Here is a 15,956-nt window from a genome sequence, read left to right on the forward strand (position 1 = left end):
TCTGGAAGTGTACGGGTGTTCAGGGCGCGGGCGGCATGACCCAGTGGGCCAGGTCGCTGCTTTTCAAGCCCAGGCGCTTGGCGACGGCGGCCGCTTCGAACGCCCACAGGCCGTAGTAGCCGCCCAGGCCCTGCGCGCGCAAATGGCCGTTGAACCAGTCTTCGCGCACCAGCGCCGTGTGCCAGCCGGCCAGGTAGCGTTGCAGGTGTTCCAGCTGCTGCGCGGGTTCTCCATCCTCCAGGCAGTCGTACAGGGCGGTATAGGGCTCGGCGAAATACCATTCGTCGACGGCGGGACGCTGCGGGTCGATGGCGGACAACAGCGCTTCATACACGCCGTCTTCGCCGTCGAAGGCCGTTTGCAGGGCGGCCAGGCGGGCAGCCAGGTCGGGGCGGCCGAACAGCAGGCTCGCGCCCAGCAGCTGCAGGGTGCGCGCATAGTCCGTCAACTGTTCGAAATCGAAGGCGGGCAAGCTCTCGTCGTCGTAGGCCGCGGCCAGTGCCGCGCGCGCCGTTTCGCAGGCGGCGATGGCCGCTTCCAGCGCCGGTTCCACGTCAGGCAAGGGCAAGCCTGCCGTGTAGCGCAGCGAAAAGACCTGGTACGCCGTGCTGGCGGCCGCGCACGCCCAGTAGGCGCTATCGCCGCCGTCGCGTTCAGCTTGCGCCTGCGCGCGCCCGTAGGCGGCGAGCAGGGCGTCGAGGTAGACGAGGTTGCGGCCAAAGTCGAACGCAGTGCCGAACGTCTCGGGCGGCACCTGGCGCGGCGCGTGGGGCCAGGGCGTGGACGAAACCGGGCAGGTGGCGGCGCAGTCGCGCTGGATGGCCCAGTCGGCGAAGATCTGCTGCAGATACTGCGCCGTCTCGTCGTCGTGCGCGATGGCGCCCGCGCCCACCAGGGTCGTGCCCAGCAGGGTGTAGCCGGGAAAGCGGCTGCTCTCGTAGGCGATGGTGGTCACGCTCTGGATGGCCTTGCCGTCGCTGAGGTCGCGCACGCGGAAGTACACGTCGTCCCAGCCGGCCAGCGGCGGAGCCGGCGGGCCCGCCGGCACGGTGGTCCAGCTGCCGTCCGCCTGCTCTTCATAGGCATCGAGCAGTTCGTCGAGGCCGCCGGGGCGGTCGATGCGGTTGTTGGCGTCGTATTGCAGTCCCAGTTCCGCCGCAAACGCGGCCGCGTGGCGGCCCGCGAACACCAGGTACTGGGCGTTCAGGGTGCCGACCAAGAGGTCCGTCTGCTGGCCCGCCACGTCCAGCGCCTGCGGCAGCCGGTACCAGTGGTGGCCGGGAATGCCCGCCATGGGGCCGCTCTCGGCCGCCTGCGGGTTGGTGCAGCGCAGCTGCTCCAGCCAGTTATAGCGTTCTTGCCGCGCCGCTTCCGTGCCGCTGCCGCGGCCAGACAATTCATCGAGCAGGGTATTCAACAACATGGTGCATCTATCCTAAAAAAGCGGGCGTGGCGTCATGCCGGCGTGCTTTGCGCAAACGCAAACAGCGCATCGAGCACGGCATCGGGCTGCTCGGCCATCAATTCGTGCCCGCTGTCGACCTGCACCACCGTGCCGTGGGCGATTGCCCCGGTCAGCAGCCTGGTCGACTTGGGCGGCGTCATCATGTCGCGCGCGCCGAAAATGAATAAAGTGGGGCAGTGTACCGAAGCGGCGGCAATTTCGCCGTTCGCGTAGGCATTGCAGGCGAAAAAATCCGTGTGAAACACGTGATCGGGGTTGAGGGCGGCGATGCGCTGTTTCAGGCGCCGCGCGCCGCCCATGGCATAGAAGCCGGGGCCGGGGAACGACGGCTTTTGCGCGATCGACGAATGCGACCAGATATTGACCATGTCGATGGCCGCCTGTTCATCGTTGAGCGACGTTTCCAGCAGTGCGGGCGAGACCTTCATCGGATAGGTGGAACCCAGCATGGCCAGGTGGCTGACCCGCTCCGGCGCCAGGAATGCCGCTTCCAGCGCGATCAATGAGCCCATGCTGTGGCCGATGAGCATGGCCTTGGCTGCGCCGGCAGCGTCCAGCACGGCCAGTATCCAGCGCGCCAGTTCTTCGACCTGGGTTTTTGCCGCGCCGCCGCTGCGCCCGTGGCCGGGCAGGTCGACGGCCAGCACGTTCCAGCCATGGTGGGCGAAATAGCGCGTCTGCAGCGCCCACACGCTATGGTCGTTCTGCGCGCCGTGGATGAAGACGGCCGTGGGCTGGTCCGGGTTGAACGGTTTGCCGCCCGTGTAGTAGTAGGCCGTGGTGTTCTCGATAGTGAATAACATCTCAGGCGCCTTTCTGCGACAGTTTCAGGCCACGGGCCAGGTCTTCGATCAAATCGTCCGCGTCTTCCAGGCCCACCGACAAGCGCATGGTGCCTTGCGTGATGCCTGCCTGTTCCAGCTGCGCGTCGGGCACGCGGAAATGCGTGGTGGAGGCGGGGTGGATGACGAGCGACTTGGCGTCGCCCACGTTGGCCAGGTGCGAGAAGATCTTGAGGCTGTCGACGAAGCGCTGGCCCGCCGCGCGGTCGCCCCGCAGCCGGAAGGTGAACACGCCGCCCGCGCCTTTTGGCAGCAGGGTTTTTGCCAGTTCGTAGTCGGGATGCGATGGCAGCTCGGGATAGGACACGGATTCGACGGCCGGATTGGCCAGCAAAAAGTCGATGATGCGGCGCGTATTGGCCACGTGGCGGTCCATGCGCAAGCCCAGGGTTTCGATGCCTTGCAGGATGGCGAAGGCATTGTGCGGGCTCATGACGGCGCCGAAATCGCGCAAGCCTTCGCGCCGCGCGCGCAGGGCGAATGGCGCCACCGTCGATTCCTCGGCGAAGACCATGCCGTGAAAGCCGTCATACGGTTCGCACAGTTCGGCGAAGCGCCCCGTCCTGTCGTACGCCGTTTGCCAGTCGAAGGTGCCGCCATCGACGAGCAGGCCGCCGATGGCCGTGCCGTGCCCGCACAGGAACTTGGTGGCCGAGTGGAACACCAGGTCGGCGCCATGCTCGAAGGGGCGCAGCAGGTACGGCGTGGTAAACGTCGAATCGAGCATCAGCGGCAGCTGGTGTTCATGCGCGATGGCGGAAATCGTCGGGATGTCCAGCACGTCGAGGCCGGGATTGCCCAGGGTTTCGGCGAACAGCACCTTGGTCGTCGGGCGGATGGCGGCGCGCCACGCATCCGCGTCGCGCGGGTCGACAAACGTCGTCTCGATGCCGAAGCGTTTCAGGGTGTAGGCCAGCAGGTTGTGCGAGCCGCCGTACAGGGCGCGCGAGGCCACGACGTGCGAACCGGCACCCGCGATAGTGGACAAGCCCAGGTGCATGGCGGCCTGGCCGCTGGCCGTGGCGATGCCCGCCACGCCCCCTTCCAGCGCGGCGATGCGCTCTTCCAGTACGGCGTTGGTGGGATTCGAGATGCGCGAGTACACGTGGCCGGCCCGTTCCATATTGAACAGCGACGCCGCGTGTTCCGAACTCTTGAAGGCAAACGAGGACGTGAAATGGATGGGCGTGGCGCGCGCGCCCGTGGCCGGGTCGGGCGCCGCGCCCGCATGCAGGGATAAGGTATCGAAACCGGGGTATTTCGGGCCGCTCATGGTGTCTCCGCCAAGTTTTATAGTGGCAAGATCGTAACCTGATTTGCATCTGAGCAAAAGGGCTCGTGTGCAGGGCGCATGGCGCCGTGCCGGCGGGCCCCGCGTGTAACCTGTAGTGTAAAAAAAGTGACCGGCGCGGCGCGGCGGTGGTACGATACCGTATCAGCGATATTCGGGCTGTTTACCTGTGCGCGTGCGCCGCGCCGCAGGGAAGACTGCCACGTGCCAGCGAAATCCTGGGCTTCAGGCGAACTCTCATCGCATGTCCACCAGGAAAGATTTTATGCCCGCAATATCGTTCGACGGCGCCCTTGCCGTTCCCGGACCCTCTATCGTCGACGGCCTGTGCCGCGCAGGCTGGCTCATGCAAGAGCAGTTTATCTCCCCTGAACTGAGCCGCCAACTGGCCGCCGAATGCGTGCAATCCATGCTCAGCGGCAAGATGAAAGGCGCGGGCGTGGGCAGCGGCCATGCGCCGCTGCTGCAGCCGGACATCCGCGGCGACCATATCGAATGGCTGGAAACGGGCCGCTCAAGCGCCTGCGACCGCTACCTGGAACACATGGAAGCGCTGCGCTGCATGCTCAACCGCGAGCTGTTCCTGGGGCTGGACGAGTACGAAAGCCATTTCGCCCTGTACGCGCCGGGCGCCTTTTACCGGGCCCATCTGGACCGTTTCCGCGACGACGACAAGCGCACCGTGTCCGTCGTGCTGTACCTGAACGAAGACTGGCTGCCCGAACACGGCGGCGCGCTGCGCCTGCATCCGCAGGACGGCGGCCACGTGGACATCGCGCCGCAAGCGGGGCGCATGGCCATGTTCATGTCGGGCGAGATGCTGCACGAAGTGATGCCGACGGCGCGCGAGCGCCTGTCGATAGCAGGGTGGTTCCGCCGCCGCGCCTGAGAGACGCTGGCGCGCCCCGTTTTTCTGGCCCGACAATCCCCGTCGATTTGATTGCGCGCAAGGCTGGATTTTTCCGCAGGCATAGGCTACAGTCGCTGTAAGGGCTAGAATAACTAAAATACCAATCACGCGGACAGGACGGCCAATATGAAAGTATCTGAAATTCTCCAAGTCAAGGGCAATATCCTCTACACGGTCACGCCTGACCAGCCCCTGCTTGACGCGGCCAATACCATGGCTGAAAAAGACATCGGTTCGCTGGTGGTCATGGAATTTGGCGACCTGGTCGGCATGCTGACCTTCCGCGAAGTGCTGAACGCGCTGCATGAGAACGCGGGCCAGATCGGCGGCGGCACCGTGCGCAAGCACATGGATGACCACCCGATCACCGTCACGCCCGATACGGAAGTCAATGAAGTGCGCCGCATCATGCTGGAAAAGCACGCGCGCTACCTGCCCGTCATGAATGCCAAGACCTTGCTGGGCGTGATTTCCTTCTACGACGTGGCACGCGCCGTGCTCGAAGCGCAAAGCTTTGAAAACCAGATGCTCAAGGCTTACATCCGCGACTGGCCGGCTGAAACGGCAGACTAAGTTGCAATCATGCAGTAAAAACTACGCCGGCAGATGCCGGCGTTTTGCATGGTGCAGGGTAGTTAACGCCGCCTAGGCCGCTCCTTGCATGGCTTCGTTGCTCAGCCAGGTACCGAGCGCCGCGGCCGTCATGGGGCGGGCGAACAGGAAGCCTTGCGCCATCGGACAGCCCAGCGCATGCAGAATCTGCGCCTGGCGCTCGTCTTCCACGCCTTCCGCGATCACGGCCAGGCCCAGGTTGCGGCCCAGCTGGATGACCATTTCGGCGATGCTGCTGCCGCGCGCGGACCCCGTGATTTCCGTGACAAAAGCCCTGTCGATTTTTAATCGGTCCACTTGCAGGCGCTGCAGATAGGACAGCGAGGAAAAGCCCGTGCCGAAGTCGTCGATGGCGATGCTCACGCCCGTCTGCTTGATCTGCCACAGCATCTTGATCAGCATGTCCGGCTCTTCCATGGCCATCGATTCCGTGATTTCCAGCTCGATGAACTCGGGCGGCGCCTGCGTCTCTTCCAGCGCCGCGCGCAGCATTTCCAGAAACAGGGGGTGGCGGAACTGCACTTGCGACACGTTGACGGACATGACGAAGTTGCGGTGTCCCTGTTCGCGCAGCAGCACCAGTTCGCGGCACGCCGTGCGCAGCACCCATTCGCCCAGGTCGATGATGATGCCCGAATACTCGGCGATGGGGATGAAGCGGTCGGGCGAGATGAACTTGCCGTCCGGCGTCTGCCAGCGCAGCAGCGCTTCGGCGCCCACGGGGCGGCGCGTGGTCAGGTCGATCTGCGGCTGGTACACGACAAACAGCTGGTCCTGGCTGAAGGCCGTGCGCAGCGCGTGCATCATGCGTACTCGTTCGCGGATTTCGATGCCCATGCTGCGCGAGAAATAGAAGTGCCCGGCGCGCTGCTGGCTTTTCGCCCGCTTCAGGGCGATGTCGGCGTCCTTCAGCGCGTCGGCGCCCGTGCCCGTATGTTCGCCCAGCCGCACCAGGCCCAGGGTGGCCGACAGCTGCACATCCTGGCCATCGATGCAGAAGGGCGGCTGGAACAGGGCCAGGATCTTGGTCGGGTTGACTTGCGACGAGTCGCCCAGCACGCAAAAGATGTCGCCGCCCAGGCGCGCCACCGTCAGCTGCGGTCCCAGCTGGGTTTGCAATCGGCCCGCCACGGCGATCAGCAGGGTGTCGCCGAACTGGTGCCCCAGCGCGTCGTTGGTCTCGGCAAAGTGGTCGAGGTCGACCAGCGACAGGGTGGCGTCGTCGCGCGCGGGGCCGGCCAGCGTGGCGTCGAGGATTTCCACCAGGCGCGTGCGGTTCGGCAGCTTTGACAATTGATCGTAGAAGGCGGCATTGTGCAGGTGCGATACCAGCTCCACGTTGTCCAGCCCCACGGCGACGTTGCTGCAAAACACTTCCAGCAGGCTTTCATCGATGGCCGAGAGGGGGCGGGGTAAGACCAGGTAGGCGGCTGCGTCGCGGCTGGCCTTGCCCGCGAAGTACAGGGTGGCATAGTCGTGCGCATAGACGTTGCGCCGCTGCGCCAAGGTGTGTTCGATGGCCGCCATCACGCGGGGGTTCTGCAGGCCGCACAGGGCGCTGTGCGGCAGGCTGGAAAAGCTGCCCGTGCAGGCCGAGACGAGCAGCTCCTTGCCGCCGCTGTCCTGCAAGTCCTGCACGCACAGCACGCCGTCGGCGCGGATGCCCAGCAGGTCGGCGATCTGCGCCAGCACGCCGGCCGAGAAATTCTGCACGCCGTGCAGCGCCATCAGCTGCGTGCTGGCGTGGACGATCTGGTCCAGGCCGCGCCGGCTGTTGCTGATCGAGCGTATCTGCTCGTACGAGCGAATGGCCGCCGTCACCGTGGTAAACAGCTTGATGCGCGTCAGTTCGGACTTGGTCTTGTAATCGTTGATGTCGAAATCGCGGATGGCGTCGATTTCCGGCGCATAGCCGGGCTGGCCTGTGCGCAGGATGATGCGCACGTCCGTCATTTTCAGCGTTTCGCGGATGTAGCGCACCAGGTGCAGGCCCGCGTCGTCCTGTTCCATCACCACGTCGAGCAGGATGACGGCGATGTCGTCTTCGTGCTTGAGCAGTTCGCGCGCCTGGCCGGCCGAATACGCATGCACGAATTCCAGCGGACGGTGCTGCATTTCCAGGTTGCCCAGGGCGAAAGTGGTGGTGGAGTGGACGTCTTCATCGTCGTCGATGATCATCACCCGCCAGACGCTGCGCGGTGCGGCGGCCAGCGGCGCCGCTGGTTGCTCATCGAGGAATACCAGGTCGTCGTGATCGTCCTTGTTGGCGTCAAGGGGGATGATCGGTGCGGGCATGTATAGCTTCTCCAGGATGACTCGATATTTTTACGAGCACGTCACAAAAGCCCATGGCCTTGTTGCGTTGCCTCGCCGTACTTGCGTACTGTCTTCGGCAACGACGCCTAGCCCTGGGCATCTTGTGACGCGCTCTCGGCGCAGCCCAAATCCGGTTTTGCAACCGGTATTGTGTAGCGCGCTTTGATCCAAGTATATAGCTATTTAATAAGCAAAATGTTTTTTTAAATCTATTCTGTGGGGCAATATTTCTTGTATTGCATGATTGCAACTCATATTTGGTGTTTTTTACATGAAAAAAAACACGGTATTTGAAAATGGCGATACTGGCAGGGGCAATATCGGGCTTGCTGCGGCATTAGCGGCATGGCATGCCCCGCAGGCTGGTAGAATTGAGTTTTCCAGTCTTTCACACTTCCTACTATGTCCGGCAATTCTTTTGGCAAGCTGTTTACTGTTACCACTTTCGGCGAATCGCATGGCCCGGCCATCGGCTGCGTGATCGATGGCTGTCCTCCAGGCCTGGTCCTGTCGGAAGCCGATATCCAGCCCGAGCTGGACCGCCGCAAGCCGGGCACGTCGCGCCACGTGACGCAGCGCCAGGAATCGGATACGGTGGAGATCCTGTCCGGCGTGTACCAGGGCGTCACGACGGGTACGCCCATCGCGCTGCTGATCCGCAATGAAGACCAGCGCAGCAAGGATTACGGCAATATCGCGGAAAGCTTCCGTCCCGGCCATGCCGACTACACGTACTGGCACAAATACGGCGTGCGTGATCCGCGCGGCGGCGGGCGTTCCTCGGCGCGCCTGACGGCGCCCGTGGTGGGCGCGGCGGCCATCGCCAAGAAGTGGCTGCTGCAGCAGTACGGCACCACGTTCAAGGGTTGCATGAGCCAGCTGGGCGATATTCCCGTGCCGTTCCAGTCCTGGGAGCACGTGCATGCGAACCCCTTCTTTGCCGCCAGCGGCGACGCGGACCTGATCGCGCGCATGGAAGCGGCCATGGACCAGTTGCGCCGCGACGGCGATTCCATCGGCGCGCGCATCGACGTGATCGCGCAAAACGTGCCCGTGGGCCTGGGTCAGCCCATCTACGACAAGCTCGATGCCGACATCGCCTACGCCATGATGGGCATCAATGCCGTCAAGGGCGTGGAAATCGGCGCCGGTTTCGACTCGGTGGCGCAAAAGGGTTCGGAGCACGGCGACGAGCTGACGCCGGAAGGTTTTATCGGCAATAACGCGGGCGGCGTCTTGGGCGGCATCTCGACGGGACAGGATATCAGCGTGTCGATCGCCATCAAGCCGACGTCGTCGATCCGCACGCCGCGCCGCTCGATCGATAAAGAGGGCAATCCCGTGATGGTGGAAACGTTCGGCCGCCACGACCCGTGCGTGGGCATCCGCGCCACGCCGATCGCCGAAGCCATGCTGGCGCTGGTGCTGATCGACCACGCCCTGATGCACCGCGCGCAGTGCGGCGATGTCAGCGTGAATACGCCGAAGTTGAAGTAATCTCAATGTTGTCGGATGACGGGCCTGCGGCCCTGATCCGACCTGCGACCTTGATGGTCGTCTTCTCGTTTAACAACGACACTTGCGACACCTGACAAAACCGTAGCGAGCGGAAGGGAGAGGTGGCTGAGAAGCGCAACCGTACGAAGGTACGGTGAGCATCGCAGGCCGCCTATACCGACGCGCAGTAGGTTTGGTCAGGTGTACTCATGCCACCTTATTCGCCACTAACTCCAACTGGTGGCGCATCTCCACCGACTGCACCAATAACGCCCGGATATCGTTGATCAGGTTGAATTCCGTCTGGTTCAATTGGATCGGCGGGAAGCTGTCGTCCCAGTCGCCGTACAGGAATCCCGTGGGATGGCCGTTGGCCGACAGGGGCAGCACGACGAAGCTGCGCGCTTCCGACAGGGTGGCTTTCCACCATTGCGGCAGTTTGGCGGCAAATTTCGGGTCGCGCGCATTGTCGATGAAGATCACGCGGTCGCTGTTGAGGGCCGCGTGGAACACGTTCGGTTCATACGCGTCGCCAAACACCATCAGGTCCTGCAGGTCGGCCATGCCTTCGCCCATGCTGATGCGCGCCGAGTACAGGTGATCCCTGTGGTTGCGCACGAAAGCCACCGAGCGGGAAAAATCAAAGCCCTGGTGCAGCGTTTCGAGCGCCATCGAGACCATTTGCCCGGGACTGGCGCTGCCGATGGCGCCGCGCAGGTCGGCCAGGCCGCTGATCAGGACGCGGTTGCCTTCGGCGCGCATGCGCGTCGAGGCCAGCTGGCGCGCGCGCCGTTCGGCCGGTTTCGACAGGGGCGCGATCGACAGGTCGGCTGCCGCCATGGCCTTGGCCTTGTCCACCGCGACCACCAGGTCGGTGGCCGTGATGCCCAGGGTGCCCGCGTAGTCGTCGATCAGCGCGTGCACCTGCGCCGCGCCGGCCGCGTCGTCATGCCACAGCGAGTCGGCGCAGCGCGCCGCCATGGTCGACAATCCCGCCATCCAGTCGGCGCCGCTGACGGGCGAATTGTCGGGCGACGGGTCCATCGGCCGCATGCCGTTGATCAGGTGCTGCGGCAAGCCCCAGTGGGCCGCCGTGGCATAGCCCACTTCCGGCAGCGACAGGCCGAGGATTTCGCGCGCGGCGGCCGCCTCGTTGCCGGGACCCGCATGCGCCTGCATGCGCGCCCAGAAATCCGTCATGTAGAACGTCACCATCATGCGGCCCAGGGTGTGCAGCATGGAGCAGACGACGGCCTGTTCGGCCTGCAGGCTGCCGGCGCTGGTGGCCACCTGCTGCGCCACCATCCCGGCCAGCACGGCCTTTTCCATTTCCACGTGGGCGCTGACGGAGTCGGGCGAGGCCTGCGACAGCTCCTCGATCAGTTTCAGTCCCAGCGCCAGGTGGCCGATGGCGTCGATGCCCAGCACCAGCACGGCCTTCGACACCGTGTTGACGCGCTGGCCGAAGGCCGAATACATGCCGCTGTTGGCCAGGCGCAGCACCTTGTGCGTGAGGACGGGGTCGGACAGCACCGTTTGCGTGATGTCGAATTCGTGGTCATCCTCGCCGCGCATGGCGCCCAGGATGGCGCTGATGGCTTTGGCGAAGCCGGGCATGTCGCCCTGCTGTCGCGTGCGCGCCCACAGCAGGTCCAGGGTGTTTTTGCCGAGCTGTGTCGGCGCCGTGAAATGACCTGGATTCATTGCACCCCTCCGCGCGGTTCATTGGCAGACGGCGTGGGCACCAGCGCCGCATAGGTTTTTTCGCTCAAGGCCGATAGCGCGGCATGGGCCGGCATCGGTTTGCCCGTCAGGTAGCCTTGCACATACTGGCAGCCGCGCGACTCCATGAAGTGCATCTGCTCCTCCGTTTCCACGCCCTCGGCCACCACGGACAGGTTCAAATGCTTGGCCAGGTCGAGAATGGTGTTGCAGATGGCCGCATCCTTGCTCGATTCGGGCAAGTCCTTGATGAAGGTGCGGTCGATCTTCAAAACGGAGATGGGGAAGCGCTTCAGATACGCGAGCGAGGAATAGCCGGTGCCGAAATCGTCGATGGCGATGCGCGCGCGGCGCTCCGTCATCTTGACGAGGATGGTTTCCGCGTGCACGGGGTCGATCATCAGGGTGCCCTCCGTGATTTCCAGCACCAGGTGTTCGCCGGAGAGTCCGGAAAAAGCGATGGCGTCGTCGAGCACGTCGAGGAATTTGTCGTTGCGGAACTGGCGCGGGCTGATGTTGACGGAAATGTACAGCGGCCGTTTGGCCACTTCCTGGAACTGCTTGAGCTGCACGCAGGCGGCCTTCAGCGCCCAGGCGCCCAGCAGGTTGATCAGGCCATTGGCTTCGGCAATCGGGATGAAGCGCACGGGCGGCACCAGGCCCAGGGTCGGGTGCTTCCAGCGCATCAGGGTTTCGAAACCCTGGATTTGCCGCGTGTGCGCGTCGACGATGGGCTGGTAAAAGAGCAGGAATTCGCCTTCGCGCACGGCGTGGAACATGGCCGCTTCCAGCGAGATGTCGTGTTCCGACGGGCCGTTCAGGCGCGGGCTGTAGACCAGGCAGCGGGCCTTGCCCGTTTCCTTGGCGCGCGACATGGCCGCATCGGCCAGCGCCACCAGGCGCACTTCATCTTCCGCGTGCAGCGGGTAGATCGATACGCCCACGGAGGCGCCCACGTAGATCGTGTGGCCGTCCACTTCGAACGGCGCCTGCAGGGTGGCCAGCAGGCGGCCCGTCACCAGCTTGATCTGCGCGTCGGTGGCGCTGCCGGGCAGCACGGCGACGAATTCATCGCCGCCCACGCGCGCCAGGGTGTCGCTGTCGCGCAAGGTCTTGCGCAGGCGCGCGGCCGCCAGGCGCAGCACGGCGTCGCCGACGGGGTGGCCCAGGCCATCGTTGACTTTTTTAAAGCCATCGAGGCCGATGGTGGCCACGGAAAAGCCCTGGCCCGAACGCGCGGCCTGGGCGATCACCATGCGGATGCGGTCCGACAGCAGCAGGCGGTTCGGCAGGCCCGTGAGCGCATCGTGCGTGGCCATGTGGCGCAGACGTTCTTCCGTATTGTGCTGGGCCGACGTGTCGCGCCCGACCACCAGCAATTCGGCGATGCCGTCCCCGTTCAGATAAGAGGACAGGCGCAGCTCGAACCAGATTTCCTGGTCCGGCGTTTGCAGGCGCACTTCCAGGCGGCCCGGTTCGGCCAGGGCATCTTCCAGCGCCGCTTGCAGCGCGGCGCGCGACGCTTCGGCGGCCAGCGGCAGCAGCAAGTGGCCGGACAGGCCCGATGGCGCGCCAAACAGGGTGGCCGCACGCTTGCTGGCGAACAGGATCAGGCCGTCCGTATCGAGCCGGAACACAACGTCGCCGGCCTCTTCCATGAGGTTATCCAACTCGTGGCGGGCCTCGCGGTGGGCGGCGGATGGGGTACTGGAAAACATCGTGCTGGCTTTTACCTTTTTGTTATCAGTGTCGGCGCTCGCTGCAGGGCAGGGCGCCAACGGAAAGAGTGCATCGTGCGCGACGCGTGCCATAGCGGGCCAGAGGGCGACTATCGGAACGCGATCCACACGAAATGTATCATTGAAAAGCATCCGATTACATGAAATAGAGCAACATTGCTTCAGGTTTTGTAAATATTCCTGCCTTCCATGAAAAAAATCATCATGCGCGACACACGCAGGCATTTTCGTTCCCTGTGGAAACTTTCTGCCGCGTCCGTTTCCGGTAGCGCGCTTGCCCTGCCATGCGCTTTAGGCTAGTCTGGCTGGCAGACGGTGTTGACGGTGCGCCAGCGACGGCAAGGGCGCCATGATAACAAAACGCGGGAGACTCCCATGAATGCCTTTGACACGCATGAAGTTTTCAACCAGGCCACGCCGTTTGAAAACGTCAATCTGTTCGCCTGCGATCCCGCGCTGATCGAGGCGCTGCTGCGCGAGGGCGGCGGCGCGGCGCTGCAGGAGCTCGACGCGCTGGGCGAGAGGCTGGGCCGCGCCGAGACTTACGCGCTGGCGCGCCTGGCCAATATCCACACGCCCGAGCTGCAGCAGTTCGACCGGGCCGGGCGCCGCATCGACGAAGTGCTGTTCCATCCGGCCTGGCATGAACTGATGGCCATGCTCGTGGGCGCCGGCGCGCACGCCTCGCCGTGGGCCGCGCCCGGTCCCGGCGCCCAGGTGGCGCGCGCGGCCGCCTATCTATTAGTGGGGCAGGTGGAAAACGGCACGCAGTGTCCCGTGACGATGACGTATGCGTCCGTGCCCGCCTTGCGCCAGGCGCTTGATCTGCCGCAAATCGCGCAGCGCTGGCTGCCGAAAATCCTGTCGCGCGAGTACGATCCCCGTTCCCTGCCCGTGGAGCAGAAGCGGGGCGCCCTGGTCGGCATGGGCATGACGGAAAAGCAGGGCGGCTCGGACGTGCGCAGCAACACCACGCGGGCCGTGCCCGTGCCGGCGGCCGAGGCGCAGGCGCTGTTCGGCGACGAGGCGGGCGGCGCTTGGCGCATCGTCGGCCACAAATGGTTTTTTTCGGCGCCCCAGTGCGATGCCCACCTGATCCTGGCGCAGGCGGACGAGGGGGGATTGTCGTGTTTTTTCCTGCCCCGCTACCTGCCCGACGGCAGCCGCAACGCCATACGCGTGCAGCGCCTGAAGGACAAGCTGGGCAACCGCTCGAACGCCTCGTCGGAAGTGGAATTTACCCATGCCTACGGCTGGCTGGTGGGCCAGCCGGGGCGGGGCATTCCCACCATCCTGGAAATGGCCAGCCATACGCGCCTCGATTGCGTGCTGGGCAGCACCGGCATCATGCGCGCCGCCTTGACGCAGGCGCTGCACCATGCGCGCCAGCGGGCCGTGTTCGGCAAGCCGCTGGCCGAGCAGCCGTTGATGCAAAACGTGCTGGCCGACCTGGCGCTGGAATCCGAGGCCGCCACGGCCTTTGCGCTGCGCCTGGCCCGCTGCTTCGATGAAAAGGATGACCCGCAACAAGCGATGCTGGCGCGCGTCCTCACGCCGGCCGGCAAGTACTGGATCTGCAAGCGCGGTCCAGGCTTCGGCTTTGAAGCGATGGAGGTGCTGGGCGGCACCGGTTATGTGGAAGAGGCGCCGCTGGCGCGCTTGTACCGCGAGCTGCCCGTCAATTCGATCTGGGAGGGCTCGGGCAACGTCATGTGCCTCGACGTCTTGCGTGCCTTCGGCAAGTCGCCGGCCGCGCGCGACGCCCTGGCGGCCGAGCTGGCGCTGGCCGGCGATGGCGATGCCACTTTCGACGGCTGCCGGGCGCGCCTGCTGGCCGACCTGGACGGGCCGCAAACGGATGAATTTGGCGCCAGGCAATTATCCGAGCGCATCGTGCTGGCCGTGCAGGCGGCCTTGCTGCTGCGCCATGCGCCGCCGTTTGTCGCGCAGGCATTTTTGCAATCGCGGCTGGCGCAGGCGCCGGGCGGCGCGTATGGCCGCTTGCCGGCGGGCACCGATTGCGCGGCCATCCTGGCGCGCGCGCTGCGCGAGTATTGAGGCGCGCGGCATGGCCGGACCTGGCCCGCGGCGCGCGCCAGCACGGTTTTGTCTGTAATTATTTCAAAATTCCGGCCACAGGCAAGCTGTGGGCTGGGATAATGCTGCAATCCATCATTTTATCGACACGCGGCGCGCCTGCAGCCCATGCTTGCCGCGCGCCAAAGAGCAGAGAAAGAAAAATAATATGAAACAAGATCCACGTTTCCCGAATTTGTTCATTACCGATCATCCTTTGATCCAGCACAAACTGAGCCACATGCGCGAGCACGACACGTCCACGCGCACCTTCCGTGAATTGCTCAAGGAAATCACCTTGCTGATGGGCTATGAAATCACGCGCGACCTGCCGCTGACCACGCGTGAAATCAAGACCCCGCTGGTCACCATCGACGCGCCTGTCATTGCTGGCAAGAAACTGGCCATCGTCCCCATCCTGCGCGCCGGCATTGGCATGAGCGATGGCTTGCTGAACCTGGTGCCATCGGCCCGCGTGGGCCACATCGGCGTGTATCGCGACCCGGCTACCCACATGCCCGTGGAATACCTGGTGCGCCTGCCGGACCTGAACGAACGCACCTTCATCCTGTGCGACCCGATGGTAGCGACCGGCAATTCGGCCGTGTACGCCGTCGACGTGCTGAAGAAGCGGGGCGTGACGGACGAGCAGATCATCTTCCTGGCGCTGGTGGCCGCACCGGAAGGCGTGACCGTGTTCCAGAATGCGCATCCGAACGTCAAGATGTTCTGCGCCGCGCTCGATTCGCACCTGGACGACCACGCCTACATCGTGCCGGGCCTGGGCGACGCCGGCGACCGCATCTTCGGCACCAAGTAAGCCACCTCAGGCGAGTATTGCGATGGCAACCTTGATCGACCCGGATTTTCGCGCGCGCTTGCGCGCCCTGAATGAAAAATATGCGGCTGGCGTGCCGGCCCTGATGCAGGCGATTGCGCAGGCAAGCGCCCGCTGCGACAGCGAAGGTCCCCGCCTGGAACCGTTGACGGCGCTGCACCGCGCGCTGCACGCGGTAGCGGGCTCGGCCGCCACCTTCGGCTTTGCCGCGCTGGGGCAGGAATGCCGGCGCATCGAACAGCTGGTGCGCGCCATGCTCAACGCACCCGCGCAAGCGGTGGCGGAATGGCCTGCCGTGCGGATGCAAGTGGAGGCGTTGTTGCACTGGGCGGCACGCGATGCGGGCGCCACCCATTTCACGGCATAAGCGACAGCGCCATAGGGATGTGGTTGCAATGATTCATTTGATACAACGCAAAGCACCCGCGTCGCAGATTAGGATATAGTGTGTCCATGCCGCTGGTACAGGGCGCCGCAAGACGGGGATTTGGCTATTAAAGTGGTGTTCGCAAGTTTATTTTGCGAAAGAATGGTTTTTCTCAGTTTTGTTGGTATAATTGGGCATCGTTGGATTCGAGGTAGTAGTGCAGTTTGTCTGTCATTTCTTTCTTGCTTCAAACGATATAACGGGCGCAAGCCCAACTTAAC

At 64.3% G+C, this 15,956-nt stretch carries 12 protein-coding genes; 6 read left to right on the plus strand and 6 right to left on the minus strand.

The genetic code is table 11. The features are described 5' to 3' along the window. Positions 1–19 precede the first annotated feature (19 nt). Genes GCN75_RS03095 through GCN75_RS03105 form a run of 3 tightly spaced genes read right to left on the minus strand, consistent with a single transcriptional unit; the run spans position 20 to position 3,580 of the window. On the minus strand, positions 20–1,423 hold the full coding sequence (locus tag GCN75_RS03095) for a PoNe immunity protein domain-containing protein (protein WP_152281309.1): 1,404 nt from the start codon (positions 1,421–1,423) through the stop codon (positions 20–22). Positions 1,424–1,455: 32 nt separating this feature from the next. Then, complete coding sequence (locus tag GCN75_RS03100; RefSeq protein WP_152281310.1) at positions 1,456–2,268, minus strand: alpha/beta fold hydrolase; 813 nt, start codon at positions 2,266–2,268, stop codon at positions 1,456–1,458. A 1-nt stretch (position 2,269) separates the two neighbouring features. Beyond that, entirely contained in the window at positions 2,270–3,580 is a 1,311-nt protein-coding gene (locus GCN75_RS03105; protein ID WP_152281311.1) for an O-acetylhomoserine aminocarboxypropyltransferase, read from the minus strand. A 283-nt stretch (positions 3,581–3,863) separates the two neighbouring features. On the opposite strand from GCN75_RS03105, the gene GCN75_RS03110 reads away from it, so the two are divergent. After that, positions 3,864–4,487, plus strand: a complete 624-nt coding sequence (locus GCN75_RS03110) for a 2OG-Fe(II) oxygenase (RefSeq protein WP_152281312.1) — start codon at positions 3,864–3,866, stop codon at positions 4,485–4,487. Positions 4,488–4,634: 147 nt separating this feature from the next. Next, the gene (locus GCN75_RS03115) at positions 4,635–5,081 is read left to right on the plus strand and encodes a CBS domain-containing protein (RefSeq protein ID WP_092709205.1); all 447 of its coding nucleotides are present in this window, start codon (positions 4,635–4,637) and stop codon (positions 5,079–5,081) included. Positions 5,082–5,153: 72 nt separating this feature from the next. Here GCN75_RS03115 and GCN75_RS03120 read toward each other — a convergent pair whose 3' ends face one another. Beyond that, entirely contained in the window at positions 5,154–7,415 is a 2,262-nt protein-coding gene (locus GCN75_RS03120) for a putative bifunctional diguanylate cyclase/phosphodiesterase (protein WP_152281313.1), read from the minus strand. 423 nt (positions 7,416–7,838) lie between these two features. Between GCN75_RS03120 and aroC the strand changes: the two genes are divergently transcribed. Beyond that, positions 7,839–8,933 (plus strand): chorismate synthase, encoded by a 1,095-nt coding sequence (gene aroC, locus GCN75_RS03125; protein WP_152281314.1) that lies wholly within the window; start codon positions 7,839–7,841, stop codon positions 8,931–8,933. A 207-nt stretch (positions 8,934–9,140) separates the two neighbouring features. On the opposite strand, the gene GCN75_RS03130 is transcribed toward aroC, so the two are convergent. Together GCN75_RS03130 and GCN75_RS03135 are read right to left on the minus strand one after the other, a co-directional pair. Then, positions 9,141–10,637, minus strand: a complete 1,497-nt coding sequence (locus GCN75_RS03130) for an HDOD domain-containing protein (protein ID WP_152259458.1) — start codon at positions 10,635–10,637, stop codon at positions 9,141–9,143. Next, a complete protein-coding gene (locus GCN75_RS03135; protein ID WP_405002777.1) occupies positions 10,634–12,313 on the minus strand; it encodes a putative bifunctional diguanylate cyclase/phosphodiesterase in 1,680 nt (559 codons plus the stop codon). Before GCN75_RS03135 ends, GCN75_RS03130 begins: the two co-directional genes overlap by 4 nt. Positions 12,314–12,769: 456 nt before the next feature. Between GCN75_RS03135 and GCN75_RS03140 the strand changes: the two genes are divergently transcribed. From GCN75_RS03140 to GCN75_RS03150, 3 genes are all read left to right on the plus strand, one after another. Beyond that, on the plus strand, positions 12,770–14,452 hold the full coding sequence (locus GCN75_RS03140) for an isovaleryl-CoA dehydrogenase (RefSeq protein WP_152281316.1): 1,683 nt from the start codon (positions 12,770–12,772) through the stop codon (positions 14,450–14,452). 187 nt (positions 14,453–14,639) lie between these two features. After that, complete coding sequence (upp, locus tag GCN75_RS03145) at positions 14,640–15,290, plus strand: uracil phosphoribosyltransferase (protein WP_046682928.1); 651 nt, start codon at positions 14,640–14,642, stop codon at positions 15,288–15,290. 22 nt (positions 15,291–15,312) lie between these two features. Then, positions 15,313–15,675 carry an Hpt domain-containing protein gene (locus GCN75_RS03150; RefSeq protein WP_152281317.1) on the plus strand — a complete coding sequence of 121 codons (363 nt, stop codon included), beginning with the start codon at positions 15,313–15,315 and terminating at the stop codon, positions 15,673–15,675. Positions 15,676–15,956 lie beyond the last annotated feature (281 nt).

It is taken from the genome of Janthinobacterium violaceinigrum (genome assembly GCF_009208555.1).
In the GTDB taxonomy this organism is placed as follows: Bacteria; Pseudomonadota; Gammaproteobacteria; order Burkholderiales; family Burkholderiaceae_D; genus Janthinobacterium; species Janthinobacterium violaceinigrum.